16 protein-coding genes and 3 pseudogenes are annotated in these 17,092 nt (G+C 77.1%); 12 read left to right on the top strand and 7 right to left on the bottom strand.

From position 1 onward, the window contains the following. The first annotated feature begins 11 nt into the window (after nt 1-11). From GEV43_RS40955 to GEV43_RS40995, 9 genes are all read left to right on the top strand, one after another. A complete protein-coding gene (locus GEV43_RS40955; protein ID WP_160826152.1) occupies nt 12-629 on the top strand; it encodes a methyltransferase domain-containing protein in 618 nt (205 codons plus the stop codon). Next, entirely contained in the window at nt 605-1,789 is a 1,185-nt protein-coding gene (locus GEV43_RS40960; protein WP_160826153.1) for a molybdopterin-dependent oxidoreductase, read from the top strand. Before GEV43_RS40955 ends, GEV43_RS40960 begins: the two co-directional genes overlap by 25 nt. Then, a complete protein-coding gene (locus GEV43_RS40965; RefSeq protein ID WP_160825948.1) occupies nt 1,786-2,340 on the top strand; it encodes a hypothetical protein in 555 nt (184 codons plus the stop codon). Before GEV43_RS40960 ends, GEV43_RS40965 begins: the two co-directional genes overlap by 4 nt. A gap of 219 nt (nt 2,341-2,559) precedes the next feature. Next, nucleotides 2,560-3,399, top strand: coding sequence for a hypothetical protein (locus tag GEV43_RS40970; protein WP_160825949.1), 840 nt, complete (start codon nt 2,560-2,562; stop codon nt 3,397-3,399). Beyond that, complete coding sequence (locus GEV43_RS40975; RefSeq protein ID WP_160825950.1) at nt 3,360-3,890, top strand: hypothetical protein; 531 nt, start codon at nt 3,360-3,362, stop codon at nt 3,888-3,890. The genes GEV43_RS40970 and GEV43_RS40975 overlap by 40 nt, the downstream gene beginning before the upstream one ends. A 73-nt stretch (nt 3,891-3,963) precedes the next feature. Beyond that, complete coding sequence (locus GEV43_RS40980; protein ID WP_160825951.1) at nt 3,964-4,830, top strand: hypothetical protein; 867 nt, start codon at nt 3,964-3,966, stop codon at nt 4,828-4,830. A 146-nt stretch (nt 4,831-4,976) separates the two neighbouring features. Further along, nucleotides 4,977-5,411, top strand: coding sequence for a DoxX family protein (locus GEV43_RS40985; RefSeq protein ID WP_160825952.1), 435 nt, complete (start codon nt 4,977-4,979; stop codon nt 5,409-5,411). A 104-nt stretch (nt 5,412-5,515) separates the two neighbouring features. Next, complete coding sequence (locus GEV43_RS40990; protein WP_160825953.1) at nt 5,516-6,145, top strand: ABC transporter ATP-binding protein; 630 nt, start codon at nt 5,516-5,518, stop codon at nt 6,143-6,145. 94 nt (nt 6,146-6,239) lie between these two features. After that, nucleotides 6,240-7,736, top strand: coding sequence for a DUF6297 family protein (locus tag GEV43_RS40995; protein ID WP_309240217.1), 1,497 nt, complete (start codon nt 6,240-6,242; stop codon nt 7,734-7,736). Nucleotides 7,737-7,812: 76 nt separating this feature from the next. Here GEV43_RS40995 and GEV43_RS52510 read toward each other — a convergent pair whose 3' ends face one another. From GEV43_RS52510 to GEV43_RS52520, 3 genes and pseudogenes are all read right to left on the bottom strand, one after another. Then, entirely contained in the window at nt 7,813-8,157 is a 345-nt protein-coding gene (locus tag GEV43_RS52510; protein ID WP_309240255.1) for a 3-oxoacyl-[acyl-carrier-protein] synthase III C-terminal domain-containing protein, read from the bottom strand. Nucleotides 8,158-8,354: 197 nt separating this feature from the next. After that, nucleotides 8,355-8,573, bottom strand: a pseudogene (locus GEV43_RS52515) (3-oxoacyl-ACP synthase); the annotation flags it as partial. Further along, nucleotides 8,561-8,875 (bottom strand): hypothetical protein, encoded by a 315-nt coding sequence (locus GEV43_RS52520; RefSeq protein WP_241684234.1) that lies wholly within the window; start codon nt 8,873-8,875, stop codon nt 8,561-8,563. The pseudogene GEV43_RS52515 and the gene GEV43_RS52520, both read right to left, overlap by 13 nt. A 528-nt stretch (nt 8,876-9,403) precedes the next feature. Here GEV43_RS52520 and GEV43_RS41005 point away from each other — a divergent pair. The 3 genes and pseudogenes from GEV43_RS41005 (at nt 9,404) to GEV43_RS41015 (ending at nt 13,334) form a co-directional block, all read left to right on the top strand. After that, nucleotides 9,404-10,339 carry an acyltransferase domain-containing protein gene (locus tag GEV43_RS41005; protein WP_309240218.1) on the top strand — a complete coding sequence of 312 codons (936 nt, stop codon included), beginning with the start codon at nt 9,404-9,406 and terminating at the stop codon, nt 10,337-10,339. 1,026 nt (nt 10,340-11,365) lie between these two features. After that, a pseudogene (locus tag GEV43_RS56735) lies at nt 11,366-12,256 on the top strand (hypothetical protein); the annotation flags it as partial. 502 nt (nt 12,257-12,758) lie between these two features. After that, nucleotides 12,759-13,334 (top strand): TerD family protein, encoded by a 576-nt coding sequence (locus GEV43_RS41015; protein ID WP_160825954.1) that lies wholly within the window; start codon nt 12,759-12,761, stop codon nt 13,332-13,334. Between the two features lie 284 nt (nt 13,335-13,618). Here GEV43_RS41015 and GEV43_RS41020 read toward each other — a convergent pair. The 4 genes and pseudogenes from GEV43_RS41020 to GEV43_RS41030 all read right to left on the bottom strand — a co-directional run. Then, nucleotides 13,619-13,978: pseudogene (locus GEV43_RS41020) on the bottom strand (RidA family protein); the annotation flags it as partial. Between the two features lie 153 nt (nt 13,979-14,131). Further along, nucleotides 14,132-14,752 (bottom strand): GNAT family N-acetyltransferase, encoded by a 621-nt coding sequence (locus tag GEV43_RS41025; RefSeq protein WP_160825956.1) that lies wholly within the window; start codon nt 14,750-14,752, stop codon nt 14,132-14,134. A 284-nt stretch (nt 14,753-15,036) separates the two neighbouring features. After that, nucleotides 15,037-15,387, bottom strand: a complete 351-nt coding sequence (locus tag GEV43_RS52530; RefSeq protein WP_375539133.1) for a class I adenylate-forming enzyme family protein — start codon at nt 15,385-15,387, stop codon at nt 15,037-15,039. After that, nucleotides 15,336-16,865 carry a class I adenylate-forming enzyme family protein gene (locus GEV43_RS41030; RefSeq protein WP_241684235.1) on the bottom strand — a complete coding sequence of 510 codons (1,530 nt, stop codon included), beginning with the start codon at nt 16,863-16,865 and terminating at the stop codon, nt 15,336-15,338. The genes GEV43_RS52530 and GEV43_RS41030 overlap by 52 nt, the downstream gene beginning before the upstream one ends. Between the last annotated feature and the right edge of the window lie 227 nt (nt 16,866-17,092).

The raw sequence follows: 17,092 nt of genomic DNA on the forward strand, positions 1-17,092 counted from the left end.
GAGGCGACCGCGTGATCGGCGAACTGTACGAGGAGGCGCTGCAAGGCCGTTCCGCCGTCGAGATCGAGGACGCGCAGGGACACCGCCGCCCCCTGCCCGTGGGGGACTGGCTGGCGCTCCGCCCCGGCGACACCGGCCTGCTCGACCGGTGCGACGGCCCCACCCTGGACGTCGGGTCCGGCCCCGGGCGGCTGACGGTCGCGCTCGCCGGACGCGGCGTCCCCGTCCTCGGCATCGACATCGCCCCCTACGCCGTCGCACTCACCCGCGCGGCGGGCGGCCCGGCGCTGGTCCGCGACGTGTTCGGCCGCGTGCCGGGCGCGGGCCGCTGGCGCACCGTCCTGCTCGCCGACGGCAACATCGGCATCGGCGGCGACCCCGCCGCGCTGCTGCGCCGCGTCCGCGCACTCACCGCGCCCGGCGGACGCGCCCTGGTCGAGGTCGAACCGCCCGGCGCCGCGACCGGCACCGGGCCGCTGCGGCTGCGCGCGCCCGGCGCGGTCGGCGCCTGGTTCGCGTGGGCGCGGGTGTCGGCCGACGCCGTCCCCGCCATCGCCGCCGCGACCGCGGCCACCACCGCCGACCTGTGGGGGGAGGCCGGCCGATGGTTCGCCGACCTGCGCTTCTGAACGGCCCCGCCCGGCCGCCCGGTCCCGCGGCGCTCCAGCGCCGGTTCACCAGCCCCCTGCACGGCGAACGCACGGCGTCCTGGCTCGGGATCTGGCTCGGCGCCGCGTTCACCACCGCGTTCGTCACCGGCCTGATCAGCCACTTCATGCAGCATCCGCCCGGCTGGGCGGACTGGCCGCCGCGGCCGGCCGGCCTGTACCGGGTCACGCAGGGCCTGCACGTGATCGGCGGGCTGGCGGCCGTGCCGCCGCTGCTCGCCAAACTCTGGACCGTCTACCCCGAGCTGCTGCGCTGGCCCCCCGTACGGTCCGCCGGGCACGCCCTCACCCGCGCGCTGACGTTCGCGCTGGTCGCCGGCGCGCTGTTCCAGGTCCTCACCGGCGTGCTGAACATCGCCTACTGGTACCCGTTCCCGTTCTTCTTCCCCACCGCGCACTACTGGACCTCCTACGTGCTGGCCGGCGCGATGCTCGTCCACCTCGCCCACCAATGGCCGAAAGCGCGCCGCACCGTGATGACCCGCCCCCGCGACGCCGTCCCCGCCGAACCCCCCGCCGACACCACCGCCCGGCGGGCGTTCCTCGCGACGGTCACCGCGGCCGCCGGCGCCGTCACCCTCACCACCGCCGGCGAGACGTTCACCCCCCTGGCGCGGCTCGCGGTCCTCGCGCCCCGCCGCCCCGGCAACGGACCGCAGCGGCTGCCCGTCAACAAGTCCGCCGTCGCCGCCGGCGTCACCGCCGCCGCCCGCGACCCCCGCTGGCGCCTCACCGTCACCGGCGACGTCGACCACGAGGTGGCCCTCACCCTCGCGGACCTGCACGCCATGCCCGCCCACCGGGCCCGGCTCCCGATCGCCTGCGTCGAAGGCTGGAGCGCCGAGGCGACCTGGCACGGCGTACGGCTCCGCGACGTCCTGCGGCTCGCCGGGACCCCCGACGACGCCCGCGTACGGGTCGAGTCCCTGGAACCCGCCGGCCCGTACCGCACCTCCCTCGTCGCGCCGCCCCACTGGCACGACCCGCTGACCCTGCTCGCCTACGGGGTGAACGGCGCGCCGCTCCACCCCGACCACGGCCACCCCTGCCGCCTCATCGCCCCCAACCGCCCCGGCGTCATGCAGACCAAATGGGTGCACCGCCTGGTGGTCCTGCCATGACCCGCCCCACCACCCGCACCCGCGGCGGGCGGCACGGCGCGGGCCGCGCGGCGGGGCGCGTCCGCGCCGCGGGGGAGAGGGCCGCCGCCGCGAAAGGCCGCCTGACCGTCGCCCTCGCCGGCCTCGCCCTGATGGGCTTCGGCGCGCACGGCCTCGCCACGCACCTGGACCTGCCCGGATGGGCCGTCTGGTTCGCCGGCGCCGCCATCGCCCACGACGGCGTCCTGGCCCCGGCCGTCCTCGCCGCCGGACTCGCCACCACCCGCCTGCGCCCCCCGTACCGGCGGATCGTCCAGGCCGCCCTCCTGACCGGCGGAACCCTCACCCTGGTCTCCCTCCCGCTCGTCCTCGGATACGGACGCCGCGCCGACACCCCCTCCCGCCTCCCCCTCCCGTACGGCCGCAACCTGCTGATCATCCTCGCCGCCGTCACCACCATCGCCGCGCTGACCGCCGCCGCCCACGCCCTCGCCCGCCACCACACCACCCGCCGCCGCACCCACCGCCGCGCCGCCCGCCGCGCGACGGCGAAGGGAGGCACCCGGCGATGACGGCCCCCCACCCCGACCCCAACGACCCCGACCACGCCCTGCGCGAACCCGCACCCGAACCTCCGCCCGAACCCGCGCCCGAAACCCACCCCGGCGAGCCGAACGGGGCCCCGGCCCCGAGACCGCCGGGACCGGGAGGGCGGACGCTCCGACGGGCGCCGCGCACCAGACCGCGGCCGTACCGGGACGCGCGGGCGCGGCGGATGGATCGCCGTCGCGGTGTGGGCCGCGGGGATCGCCGCGGTGTTCGCGGTCGGCTGGTGGCTGCGCCGCGCAGGAATCGCCACCGAGGACCGGCTCCCGCCCCTGCACGCCGAACTCCGCGCACCCACCTGGCGGATCCTGCCCGCCGCCTGCACCGCCGCCCTCGCCGTGGCCGCGCTGCCCCCGCTGGCGGCACGGCTGCCCTGGAGGCTCCTCCCGGCCGCCGGATGGGCGTGCTCGGCCGCGTGGGCGGTCGCGCTGGCCGCCGCCGACGGGCTCGGCGCCCTCGCCCGTCCGTTCGACGCCCCCACCGAGTACGCCGCCGGCCTGCCCGCCGTACGGCCCGACCCCGCCGAATGGCTCCGCACGTTCACCGAACGCCTCGGCGGCTACCCCACCCACGTGCGCGGCCACCCCCCGCTCCCCACTCTGGTCGTGTGGGCGCTGGAAGCCGCCGGGTTCGGCGGCACCGGCTGGGCCGCCGCGTTCGTGATCGCCGCCGGGACCTCGTCGGTCGCCGCGATCACGATCACCCTGCGGCGCCTCGCCGGCGAGGACACCGCCCGCCGCGCCCTCCCGTACCTGGTGCTGGCCCCGGCCGCCCTGTGGATCGCGACCACGATGGACGCGTTCTTCCTCGGCGTCGCCGCCTGGGCACCGCCCTCCTCGCCCTCACCGCCCGCCCCCGACGCCGCGCCGACAGGTCCTTCGCCGCGGCCGGTCCCGCCTCCGGTCGGCTTCCCGCGGTCGCGGCCGGGGGCGCGGCCCTCGGGGGCGGGCTGCTGCTCGGGGCGCTGCCCTACCTCAACTACGGGATGCTGCCGTTCGGGGCCGTTCCCCTGGCGGTGCTGCTGATGGCACGGCCCCGATGGCGGACGCTGGCGCTGCTGGCGTGCGGGCTGGCCGTCGTCCCGGCGGCGTTCACCCTCACCGGGTTCTGGTGGCCGGACGGTGTGCGCGCCACGCTCGACACCTACCTGGTCAGCCGCGGCTCGGCGCAGCGGTCCTACGCCTACTTCCTGTTCGGCGACCTGGCCGTGCTGGGGCTGCTCACCGGGCCCGCGGTCGCCCACGCGCTGCCCGACCTGCTGCGCACCCTGCGGCGCGGCGCCCGCGCACCGTCCGCGATCCCCGCCGGGACGCTGCTCGCCGCGGCGGCGCTGCTGGGCACGCTCGTCCTGGACGCCTCAGGGGTGACACGCGGCGAGGTCGAACGGATCTGGATCCCGTACGCGATGTGGATCGTCGTGGCCGCCGCCCCCCACCGCCCGCCCGCCCGGACCTGGCTCGCCGCGCAGGCGCTCACCGCGCTCGCCGTCCAGGCGCTCGTCCTGTCGGAATGGTGAGCCGCGCCCCGGACCCGCTCCGGCTACGCTGGCCACTCGCGTTGTCGGGGAACGGGCGCCCAAGGAGCCGACGGTGGGCATCGACTGGATCCGGATGCGGCCGCGGCCCGCCGTGCCCCGCGCCGTACTGGAGGCCCTGGTCCACGACCAGGCCGCCCGGTACGCCGGCGGCGGACGGCTGCCCGGCGACCTCCACCACCTGACCGCCCCACCGCCCCCCACCGCGCACGACGCGCCCGGCGCGGACGGGGCCAGCGGCGCGGACGGCAGGGACCCGCTGTGGGACCACGTCGAGATCGACCCGGGACCCGACAGCGCCCGCCGCGTCAACACCGTCGGCCTGAGCCCCGTCCTGCCCGCCGAATGGCGGCTCGCCGCCTACCGCACCCACCTGCCCGACGAACTCCCCGGCCGCCTGCGCCGCTGGACCGAGCACCTCGCCGCCGTACGCGACGGACGGCACCGCCCGTACCTGCGCGCCTGGTACGCCCACAGCACCGCCCGGACCCTCGCGCACGAATGGGAACCCCTGCGCCAACGCGCCCTGACCGCACGCGGCAGCGCCGACGAGTGGGCGGCGCGCCCCGAACTGGTCGAGATCCGCGACCGCGTCCTCACCGAACCGCCACCGCCCACCCCGCCCGCCCCGTCCTGGCCCGCCACCCCCGCGCACCGCCCCGAGACCGCGGGCACCCCGTACGGGGCGGACGGCTCGTACGGGGCGGAGGGCGCCGCGGCGCGGACCGTCGACGCCGCCCCCTACGCCCGCCTCGCCCGCGAGTGGAACCGCCGCGTCCCCCACGGGCAGAAGGTCCGCGTGACGCTGCCGCCCGACTTCGAGGAGTTCCTCGCCGCCGCCGTGGACGACCCGTGGCTCGACGACTGCCTGCGCTGGCTCCGCGCGGCCGTCCGCGACGGCCACGGCCTCCTCCTCAGGTGACCACCCCACCCCACGCACCCGCCTGACCTGCGGAAAGACCGGTCCCAGAAAAAAGTCGGAGAAAAATCGGCGGCGATGTCGAATCGGCGACCGCCCGTGCGACGCGTCAGCAGAAGGCAACGACCCGGCACGGAAGGAACGCCACCATGACCGCCACCACGCACACCACCGCCACCCCCACCGCCGGCACCTCCGCCTCCTCCAACCGCACCGCGCGGCGGGTGCTGTGGGCGGCGCAGATCCTGCTGGCGGCGTTCCTGCTCATCGGGTCGGCCATGCCGAAGTTCGCCGGGCAGAAGGACGCGATCGAGACGTTCAACCAGATCGGCTGGGGCCAGTGGCTCCGGTACGTGACCGGCGCCGCCGAGGCGGCCGGGGCGATCGGCCTGCTGATCCCGCGGCTCGCCGGCGTCGCCGCGACCGCCCTCATCGGCCTCATGGCCGGCGCCGCGCTCACCCAGATCCTCGTGCTGGAACCCGCCTGGGCGGCGCTGCCCGCCGCGTTCGCCGCCGTGTTCGCGCTCATCGCCCGCGACCGCCGCGCCGAGACCCGCGCCCTCCTCCGCACCCTCAAGCGCTGACCCCCGCGCGGAGCCAACGCGCACGGCAGGACGGACGCGCACGGCAGAACGGACGGGAACGGCCCGCGCAGGACGCGCGGGCCGTCCCCGTTAGGGTCGGGCGCATGGCGGAGACGATCGAGGCGGTCATCGAGGCGCGCGGCGTCGGCGTCGAGCTCGGCGGCGCGCCGATCCTGCGCGCGGTGGACCTGACCGCGGCCCCCGGCGACCTCGTCGCGGTCGTCGGCCCGAACGGCGTCGGCAAGAGCACCCTGCTGCGCTGCCTGGCCGGGCTCCAGCGCGCGGACGGGCGGATCGGCGTGTTCGGCCGGGCGCCCGCCGACGAACCCGGGTTCTGGCGCGACGTCGTCCTGGTCGCCGACGAACCCTCCTGGTACCCCGGGCTCAGCACCCGCGAACACCTGGAACTGATGCGCGCCGTCCACGGGCCCGCCCGGATGGACGCCGCCGCGGCGCTGGAGCTGTTCGAGCTCACCGGGCGGGCCGACCTGGCGCCGCTCTCCCTGTCGACCGGGCAGCGCCAGCGGCTGTCGCTGGCCATGGCCCTGCTGCGGCCGAGCCGCCTGCTCCTGCTCGACGAGCCCGAACGCGGCCTGGACGCCGCGTTCCGCACCCGGCTCGCCGACCTCCTCACCCGGTACGCGGCCGACGGCGGCACGGTGGTGATGGCCACCCACGACCCCCGCCTCGCCGAGGCCACCGGCGCCCGCGTCCTCACCCTGGAGCCCGCATGACCCCGCGGACCGCCCCACCGGCCCCCCACCCCCACCCGGTCCGGGTCCTGGTCCCAGCGCTGGCGGCGCTCGCGGGCCCGACGTCGGTGTCGGGGTGGCGGCGGTGCGGGGGCTGGTGCGGTCGCGGCGGCGGGAACGGACCTGGACCGACCGGTACACGATCCTGTTCGGGGCCGCGGTGGCGTTCGTGCTGGCCGCGCCCGCGGCCGGGCGGGCGGTGGGCGCGGTCCCCGGCGCGGCGGACCCGGCGCGGGCGGGCGCGGGACTCGCCCTGATCGCGCTGCTGGTCGCCGGGGCGCTGGCAGCGGCGCGGGCGTTCGGGCCGGTGGCGTTGTCACCGGCGGACGCGGCGTGGCTGCTGCTGTCGCCGCTGCCGCGCCGCGCGGTACTGCGCCGCAGCGCGCTGATCCTGCTGGCGGTGTCCGCGGTGGCCGGCGTGGCGCTCGGGGTGGCGCTGCTCGCCGCGCTCGGCGCGCCCGACCACGCCACGCTGCGGCTGCTGGCCGCGCTGGCGGTGGGCGCCGCCACGGCGGTCGGCGGGACGTCGGCGGCCGTGCTGGCGCAGGCGTCGCACCGGTGGGACGCCTGGCTGCTGGCCGCGATCGGCGTCGCGCTGGCCGCCGCGGCCCTCGCCGCGGTCACGAGCATGGGACCCGGCCGCCACCTCACCACCGCCATCGCCGCCGCGCCCGTCCCGGCATGGCTCGCCGCCGCGTCCGCGTCGGCGGCCGCCGCCGCGGTCGCCGCACGCGCCTGGACGGCGCTCGGCCGCATCCCCGCGCGGGTCCTGCTGGACGCCTCCACCCGTTCCGGCAACGCCACCGCCGCCGCGCTCAACCTGGACCCCGCGACGCTGACCTGGATCGCCGAGGACGCCCGCTGGCGGGGCCGCCGCCTGCGCTCCCGCCCCTGGCCCGCCGCGTTCGGCCCCGTGCGCGTGCGCGGCGCCCTCGCGGTGGCCTGGCAGGAATGGCGCAGGCTGTCGCGCCGTCCCGTCCGCCTGGCCCTGCTCGCCGCCGCCTGCGCCGTCCCCGCCCTGACCGCCCGCGCGTTCGCCCCCCACGCGCACGCCGTCCCCGCCGCGGCGGTCGCGGTCCTCGCCGCCGGAGCCCTGGCCGCCGCGGCCGCGGCCACCACCGGCGCGCGGCGCGACGCCGACGACCCCGCACTGGCCCGCCTGACCCGAGCGCCCCGCCGCGCCGTCCTCGCCGCCCGCGCCCTCCTGCCCGCCCTGCTCGGCGGCGCCTGGCTGACCCTCGCGCTCACCGCGCTGAACGCCGCCGGAGCGCTCCCGCCCGGCCCCTGGTGGCCGTTCGGCGCCCTGTGCGCGCCCGCACTCGCCGCCGGAGCCCTGCGGATGGCGCGGCGCCGCCCCGTCGACCACGCCCTGCCCGTGCTCCTGAGCCCGATCGGCTCCCTGCCCACCGGCCCCCTGCTGTGGGCTTTGACCGGCGCCGACCTCGCCGCGCTCGGCTGCGCCCCCGCCCTCCAAGCCCTGGCGGACGGCCCGTCCCCGTCCCTCGCCGCCGCCCAGGCCGCCACCGGCGCCCTCACCCTGACCGCCTACCTCACCCTCAACCCCCGCCCCTGACCCCCGGGTCCCCTCCACCCCGCGGCCCGGCGGGGGGGACGGGCGGTACGGGCCGTACGGCCCCGTGCGCGCCGTGTCAGGTGGCGAGGGCGGCGGGGTGGCGGGCCGGGACGCGGGGCGGGGCGGTGGGCGGAGGCCAGGTGATCAGGACGTGGCCCCAGGTGAGGCCCGCGCCGAAGCCGGCCAGCAGCACCAGCTCGCCCGGCTCGACGCCGCGGGTGCGCACGGCGCGGTCCAGCGCGTACGGCAGGCTCGCGGCGCCGATGTTGCCGACCTCGTGCCCGGCGATGGCGAGCTGGGACGGGTCCAGGCCCGCGTCCGCGGCGAGGGAGGCGACCAGCCGCGGGTTCGGCTGGTGCGGGACGACCAGCGCCAGGTCCGACGGCTTGATCCCGGCCGCGTCCGCCGCCTCGGCGACCAGCCGGGGAAGATGTCGGCGATGAAGTCGCGCACCGCGCGGCCGTCCATGTGGATGGTGTGCCCGAGCCCGGCCAGCGTGCCCGCGCTCGCGGGCGCGCGGCTGCCGCCCGCCGGGATGAGCACGTCGCCCGCGCGCGAGCCGTCCGACCCGAGCGCGACCGTCCCGATCCCGTACGGGGCGGGCGCCGGCCCGACCACCGCCGCCGAGGCGCCGTCGCCGAACAGCGCCGCGGTCGCCCGGTCCCGGCCGTTGAGGAACCTGGAGTAGACCTCCACGCCGATCACCAGCGCGTACGGGGACCCGCCGCGCTGGGTGGACAGCCAGCCGACCGCCGCCTGGAGCCCGTACACGAACCCGGTGCAGGCGGCGGCGACGTCGAACGCGGCGGCCCGCCGCGCGCCGATCAGCGCCTGCACCCGGCACGCCGTGGACGGGCCGAGCTCGTCGGGGTGGAGGTGCCGAGGACGATCAGCCCGAGGTCGGCCGGCCGCAGCCCGGCCCGTTCCAGCGCGTCCCGGGCGGCCCCGGCGGCCAGGTCCGAGGCGGCCTGCCCGGCCGCCGCGACGTGCCGGTGCCGGATCCCGGTGCGCGCCTCGATCCAGCCCGGGTCCAGGCCCATCGCGCGCGAGAGGTCCTCGCTGCCGACGCGGCGGCCGGGCAGGTACGCCCCGGTCCCGCGGATCGCCCATCGCCGCCCGTCGAACGACTGCTCGGTCATGCGTCGCTCCCCACCCCCCGGCGGCGCCGGCCGGCGCCCGGGGGTGCTCGTTCCCGTTCCCCGGCCCGCCGGGCCGGGGCGTGTGGCCGTCGGGCCTGGTCCGGCGCTGTATCGCCACGGATGGTTGCCAGACCGATCCCTTGAGCGAATAATCCCATTTCATGACTTTTTATCCATAACGTTCGGTAAAGCGGGCTTTGTCGGTTAAGGAAAGTGAGCCTTCCGTCGAGGTAAGGAGACCCGCGTGCCCGTACCCGCCCCCTGGCCCCAGGACATCGGGCCCGACGACGCCTGCGCCTTCCTGTTCCCCGGGACGGGCTCGGCGGCACCCCCGACCTGCGGACGCTGACCGCGGCCGGGCCCGCGGCCCGCCGCCTCGCCGCCGACGTCGCCGACGCCGTCCAGGAGGGACTGCCGCCCGCCGCGCCCCCGCTGCGCGACCTGCTGCTGGAACGGCCCGCCCGCTACCGCGAGGCCGCCCGCGCGCCCGGCGTCGCCCAGCTCGCCTCCTACACCGCCTCGGTCGCCGTGGACCGCGTCCTGCGCGCCTCCGGCGTCACCCCCGCGTACGCGGTCGGGCAGAGCTTCGGAGAGATCGCCGCCCTGGTCTGCGCCGGCGCGTTCACCGTCACCGACGGCGCCCGCATGGCCGCCGCCCTGGTCGAGGTCCTCGCCCGCCGCGGCCGCGGCGGCGGCATGGGCCTGCTGGAGGCCGGCGAGGACGCCGCCCGCGACCGCATCCGCCGCGCCGCCGAACCCGACGTCGTCGTCGCCTGCCTCAACGCCCCCGCCGCCACCGTGATCAGCGGACCCGACGGCCCCCTCGAACACGTCCTGCGGACCGCCCGCGCCACCGGCGTGCGCGCCGTCCGCCTCGCCGTGCCCTACCTGGCGCACCACCCGGCGATGAGCGGCGCCGACGACGAGTGGTACGAACTGATCCGCCCCCTCCCGCAGCGCCCCCTCGAACTGCCCGTGCACTCCCCGGTCCGCGGCCGCGCCTACCGCGACGACGACGACCTGCACCGCGCCCTCGCCGACTGCATCGTCAGACCCGTACGCCTCCCCGCCACCCTGCGCGCCGTCCGCGCCGCCGGCGCCACCGCGTTCGCCGAAGCGGGCGCCGGCGACGCGCTCTGCCAATGCGCCCGCCTCACCCTCCCCGGCACCCGCACCCTCGCACCCCTGCGCGCCCCCACCCGGGACCGTTCCCGGAGACTCTCAAACCCCGCCCACCGCACCCCCTCCGCCGCAGCCGCCCCGCTCACCGGCCCGGACGGCGATGGCAACGCTCACCACACCCCGCCCACCCCCGCGAACACCCCGACCGCCTCCCGGCCGGACCCTCGGACGGACGGCCCAGCGGACGGCCGCACGACCAGCCGCGCGGACGCCCACACGGGCCGCACCCCGGACGGCCAAGCGAACCGCGGCCCGGACCAACGCCTGAGGGGAGCATCGTGATGAACGGCCACACCCCCAACGCCCCCGAACCCGCAACCGGCCCCAGCGACGCCACCCCGCCACCGGACGAGACAACGAACCGCCCACAGGACCGCCCACCGGCACAGACACCGGCTCAGGCACCGGACCGGGCACGGCAGGGGATAGCGCACAGGCCGACGGATCGGGGACCGGGCCTGCGACGGCCGGTGGCGGCGGCGGGGGCGCGCAGCGGCCGGCGGCGGGGCGGCGGATCCGGAATTGCTGGAGTTCGTGCGCGGGACGCGCTCGACGCCAAGACGCGGCTGCGCGTCGCCGACGCCGTCCCGCCCGGCTTCTTCTCCTACCCGGGCGGGCTCACCGCGCGCGAGCACCAGGCCCTCACCTACGCCCGGCTGCGCCGCGCCGGGCTCGCCGCCCGCCCGCCCCGAACTGCTGGACGACCCGCCCGCCCTGTGCGCGCTGCTGGACCGCGCCGCAATCGCCGACCCCGCCCTGTTCCACGTCATGCTGCTGCACTACACCCTCGCGCTCGGGCCGATCCTGCGGTTCGGCGCGGACCGGGAAGGGCCGCGCGAGGCACGGGACGCGCTGGAGACGATGGCCTCGTTCGGCACCCTGCTGATGACCGAGGCCGGACGCAGCAACAGCCACCTGTCGCCCCGCACCATCGCCCGCCACGACCCCGGGACCGGCGGGTTCGTCCTCACCACCCCCGACGCCGAGGCCGCCAAGTTCCCCACCAACACCGCGCACCCGCAGGTCCCCAAGACCGCCGCGGTGTACGCGACGCTCGTCCACGGCGGCAGCGAACGCGGCGTGTTCGTGTTCGTGGTGCCGCTGCGCGGCGAGAACGGACGGATCCCGCAGGGCGTCCGGATCACCCCCGCGCCCGAGACCACCGGCCTCCAGGTCGACTACGCGGCCGTCCGGCTCGACGGCCTGTGGGTCCCCCGCGAGGCGTGGCTGCGCGACGGCGCCCGCATCGGCGAGGACGGCTCGTTCCACGACCCCGCCGGCGGCCCGGCGCAGCGCCTGACCCGCTCCATGGCCGTCGCGCCCGCGGTGTGGCGCGCCGTCGTCTCCGCCTCCGCCGCGATCACCCGCGCGTCCGCCGGCGTGCTGCTCGCCCACTCGACCGGCCGCACCACCCTCGGCCGCCTCGCGCCCCGCCGCCTGCTGACCGACTACCGCAACCAGAACGAGGCGGTCCTCGGCGCGCTCGCCTCCGCGTACGCGCTGACCGCCGTCGCCGGACACGCCAAGTCCCGCCGCGCCGCCCCGCCGCCCGCGACCGGGACCGGCGGCCCCGCGACCGCGTGGGCGCCCTGGTCCGCCGTCGACCGCGACCTCGCGCTGCTCAAGGCCGCCGCCACCGCCCAGGCCCACGACACCGTGTCCCGCTGCCGCACGCACAGCGGCGCGCCCGGCTTCGCCGCGACCGACCGGCTGAACGCCTACCGCGGCCTCGCCCACGCCTACACCAGCGCCGGCGGCGACAACGAGCTGATCCTGTTCGACACCGCCCGCGCCATGGCCGACCTGGACGGCTACCAGCCGCCCCCGCCCCCGCCCGCGGCCGGGCCGCCCGACGGCGGCGACCTCGCCTCGCCCCGCGTCTGGCTGCACCTGGCCCGCGACTGCGAACGCCGGATGCGCGACCGCCTGGCCGAACGCGTCGCCGCCGCCCGCGCCCGCGGCCACGACCCGTTCACCGCCTGGAACGACAACCTGGCCCTGGCCACCCGCACCGCTACCGCCTGCGCCGACCGCACCGTCCTGGAGATCCTCACCGCCGCCCACGACACCGGCCCCGCGCTCCTGCGCCCCGCCCTGCGCCTGCACGCCCTCGGCTGGCTGGACCGCCGCGCCGGGAACCTGCTGAACGAGGGCGTCGTCCCGCCCGGCGTCCTCGACGAGGTGTGGGCCCTGCGCCGCGCCGTCTGCGACGAGCTCACCCCCCACGCCGCCGCCCTGGCCGCCGCGTTCGAACTCCCCACCGACATCACCGCCGCCCCCACCGCCTTCCTCACCACCCCGCCCCCGACCCCTCTGGTGGTCCGTCCGGCAGCCCGTCCGCGGGCGATCCGTCCGCCGGCGGTCCGTTCGGCACGCCGCCCGCATGACGGCACCGGCGACGCGCCCCTGACCCCGGGGCCCGTCCCGGCTCGTCCTCGCCCGCCCCGGTGGCGCGTCCTGGCGAACGCCCCGGCCCCGCGACCGTCGTACGCGACCCGCCCCACGCAGCCCCCGAAGGCCCCTGGAAGGCCCTTCAAACGTCCGCCCCTGGGGGTATGTGGGGTGTTTTGCGCGGCGGAGCCGCACGCCACGCCCGTACTTTCACAAGGAGCTGGGGAACCAGTGCAAGATGGCTACCGTTCTCGTTACAGACCGCGCGGGCACAGGAGCCCGCTCGGAGGTCGATACGGAGGTAGACACAGTGGGAGTCAGTCTGAGCAAGGGCGGCAACGTCTCGTTGACCAAGGAGGCTCCCGGACTGACCGCGGTGGTGGTGGGTCTGGGCTGGGACGTGCGGACCACGACCGGAACGGACTTCGACCTGGACGCCAGCGCCCTGCTGTGCTCGGCGGAGAACAAGGTGCGGTCGGACCAGGACTTCGTGTTCTTCAACAACCTGAAGAGCCCCGACGGGTCCGTCGAGCACACCGGCGACAACCTCACCGGTGAGGGCGAGGGCGACGACGAGCAGATCAAGGTGAACCTCGCGACGGTCCCCGCCGACGTCGCCAAGATCGTGTTCCCGGTGTCGATCTACGACGCCGACGGCCGCCAGCAGAGCTTCGGCCAGGTCCGCAACGCGTTCATCCGCGTCGTCAACCAGGCCGACAACAGCGAGCTCGCCCGCTACGACCTGTCCGAGGACGCCTCGACCGAGACCGCCATGGTCTTCGGCGAGCTGTACCGCAACGGCGCGGAGTGGAAGTTCCGCGCGGTCGGCCAGGGCTACGCCTCGGGCCTGTCGGGCATCGCGTCCGACTTCGGGGTGAACGTCTGACCGACCGGTCCCGCTCCGAGGACCGGTTCCGCAGACGGAACGGGCGGGCGGCCCGCGCATGACGCGCGGGCCGCCCGCCCTTTTCCGCACCCGCACCCGTTCGCCGTTCCCGTTCGCCGCCCGCGCGGCACGGCACCGCGTTCGTCCGCACGCCACCGCACCACGCCCGCGGGCCACCGCTCTGCGACCGCACGGCCTTGCACGACGTCCGCACGGCATTACTACGCGCCCTCGCGCCTCGCGCCTTGGCGCTTCGCTTGGCGCGGTCGGCGTCTCAGGTCGGATCAGGGCAGGGGGACGACGGCGAGGGCCTCGACCTCGATGAGCAGGTCGTCGCGGACCAGCCGGGACACCTCCACCAGCGTGCTGGCCGGTTCGACGCCCCGCGGCAGCATCGCGTCGCGCACCGCGCGGACCACGCCGACCTGATCCGCGTCCCGCAGGAAGTAGCCCAGGCGGATCACGTGCTCCCACCCGGCGGACGCGGCGTCCAGCGCGGCGCCGAGATTGGTGAACACCTGCCGCGTCTGCGCCTCCAGGTCTCCCGGGCCGACGAGCTCGCCGCGCCCGTCCAGCGCGATCTGGCCGCTGACGACGACGAGCCGTCCGGGAACGTCCACGGAGACGACATGGCTGTAGCCGGGCCGGGCGCGAGGCCCGGCGCGGCGATCCGGCGGACGCCGCCGCCGCGTGAGTGCTGGTCGGTCATGTGATCAACGTAGCGCCGGACACGGACGGCCAGATCATCCGGCCGGCACGGGACGGCTCGTTCATCCCGCCCGCGTGGAACGGCCCGGTCATCCGGTCGGCGCGGGGCGGCGCGTCATGCACCACGCGTGCGGGCCGCCGTCGGGCACGTCCGCCTCGCCGGTGACCTCGAACCCGTGGTGGGCGTAGAAGCGCACGTTGCGTTCGTCGGCGGTCTCCAGGTAGGCGGCGGACCCCTCCGCGTCGGCCTCGGCCAGCCCCGGGCGCAGGACCGCGGCGCCGAGGCCCCGGCCCTGATGCTCGGGACGCACCCCGATCGTCGCCAGGAACCAGCTCGGCGCGGACGGCCGGTACGGCGCGACGGCCTGCTCGGCGGCGACCGCGTGCGCCGCCCGGTCGCCGTAGTAGGCGTCCAGCTCCGGCGCGGTGAACAACTCGGCCGGAACGCGCGTCGCAGGCGTCGTCCACACCGCGACGGCGGCGATCCCGTCCGGCGCGCCGGGGGACTCGGCGACCCAGACGCGGCCGTAGGGCAGGCCGATCCGTTCGGTGAAGTAGAGCTGGAGGCAGCGAACGCGGTTGGTGTGGCCGTCGGCCGCGACGGTCCAGCGCATCCACGGGTAGTCGTGGAACGCGGCGGCGAGCGTGTCGGCGATGGCGGGCAGGTCGTCCGGGGTGGCGAGCCGTACGGCGGAGTCGTTCTCGATCATCGATGGCCAGGGTATGCACACCCGCCCACCCCACGCCAACACGCTCCCTCCCCGGACACCGCCCCTCGTCAACGTCACGCGCTCGCAGTCACCCACGGGTCGCCGCCCCTCGGCCGCAGCCCCTCGGCCACCGGCCCTCGGCCACCGGCCTTCGGTGCTCGCCCTTCAACCGCCGCGCCCCGGCACCGTCACCGGGTTACCGCTGTCCCGGGCACCGTCACCGGGACGCCGCGGCCCCCCAGGTGTCGCCGCTGGCGCTGGCGGCGATGGGGGCGGGGGTGGGGTCAGGTGAGGAGTTCGGTGCGCAGGCGGGTCTTCAGGAGTTTGCCGCTCGGGTTGCGCGGCAGCTCCTCGTCGCGGAACCACAGGTGGGCGGGGACCTTGAACGCGGCGATCCGCTCGGCGAGGAACGCGCGCAGCCCGTCCGGCCCGGCCGCCGCGCCGGGGCGCAGGCGGACGACGGCGCCGACCTCCTCGCCCAGCACCTCGTGCGGGACGCCGATGACCGCGCAGTCCAGCACGTCCGGATGCTCGTAGAGGGCCGCCTCGACCTCGGCGCAGTAGACGTTCTCGCCGCCGCGGATCAGCATGTCCTTGGCCCGGTCGACGATGTAGACGAACCCGTCGGCGTCCACCCGCGCCAGGTCCCCGCTGCGGAACCAGCCGTCCCGGAACGCCCGCGCGGTCGCCTCCGGATTGTTCCAGTAGCCCTTGATGACGTTCGGCCCTTGATCAGCAGCTCGCCGACCTCCCCGGCGGGCAACTCGCCGCCGTCCGGGCCGACGACCCGCACGTCGCAGACCGCGACGGGCGGGCCCACGCTGTCGGGACGCTCCAGGTAGTTGACCCCCGCGTTGTAGGTGGTGACCGAGGAGGTCTCGGTGAGCCCGTAGCCGTTGCCGGCCACCCGCTCCGGCAGCCGCTCGGTGATCGTGCCGAGCAGCCTCGGCGGCGCGGGCGCGCCGCCGTAGCTGACGCCGGTGAGGCTGGAGGTGTCGTACTCGGCGAACCGCGGATGGGTGAGCGCCTGCCACGCCATGCTCGGCACGCCGCCGAACGAGGTGACCCGCTCGCGCTGGATCAGCTCCAGGGCCCGTTCGGCGTCCCACTTGCGCATCAGCACGATCGTGCCGCCCTGCAAGGCGCTGGACACCAGCGCCGAGTGGCAGCCGGTGGCGTGGAAGAACGGCACGCTGAGCAACGTGACCCGCCGCGCCGCCGCCGCTGCCCGCTCCGGATCGCCGCCCGCCCGCACGTCCGCCGACACCAGCCCGTAGGCGAGGCTGACCGGGTTGGTGGTGATGTTGCGATGGGTGCCCAGCGCCCCCTTGGCGCGCCCCGTCGTACCGGAGGTGTAGAAGATCGTGGCGTCGTCGTCCGGCTCCAACGGCACGTCCGGCAGGACCGGCTCGCCCCCCGCCCGGACGTCCCCGAGCACGTCCTCGTAGGCGTCCACACCCGCAGGCCCCGCTTTGCCCTTCCCCGGACGCGCGTCCGCCGCTCCGCGGCCCGCGTCCGCCGGTCCGCTGCCCGCGCCGCCCGTCCGCGCTGCTTCGGTGCCCGCGCCGGCCGCTCCGCCGCCCGCACCCGGCGGTGCGGCGTTGGCGCCGGCCGGTTCGCCGCGCACGACGATGACCGGGATGCCGAGGCCGGGAAGCGCCGCCGCGAGGCGTTCCGCGCGCTCGGCGTCGGCGACCAGGACCCTGGCGCCGCTGTCGCGCAGCCCGTACTCCAGTTCGGCGGCGCTCCACCAGGCGTTGAGCGGCACCGCCACCGCGCCCGCGACGGCCGCGCCGAAGAACGCCACCGGCCACTCCGGATAGTTGCGCATCGCGATCGCGACCCGGTCGCCCTTGACGATCCCGTACCGCTCGACCAGCGCACGGGCGAACGCGGCGGCCTGCGCGAAATGCTCGGCGAACGACACCCGCTCGCCCTCGTACACGAGGAACGGCGCGTCCCCGTACCCGGCCGACTGCTCCAGGACGGCCCGCAGTGTGGGCGGGGCGTGCTTCCAGACGCGGGTCCGCACCCCGCGCACGTCGATCTCGTCCATCTCGAAGGGCAGGCCGGGCGCGGTGATCGCGGCCCGGACCTCGGCGACGCTCCGCATGCGCACCTCCGGCGATCCCGGCGGCGCCGCGCTCCCGCGCCCGTACACCGAACGAGGTTCGGCCCGCCCTGCCCGAATCTACGATCCCTCCGGATCCCCGGTCAACGCCCACCCACCACTCGCCTCGGTGGTTTCCGCGGTTCCCTCCTACCCCGCTGCACCGTTGTCCGTGGGGTCCTTGTGCCTCCCGCGCGCGCTTCGCCGCCCCTGCTCCTTTGCCCGCCGCC

The sequence above is a fragment of the Actinomadura sp. J1-007 genome, assembly GCF_009793335.1.
Lineage (GTDB): Bacteria > Actinomycetota > Actinomycetes > Streptosporangiales > Streptosporangiaceae > Spirillospora > Spirillospora yumaensis.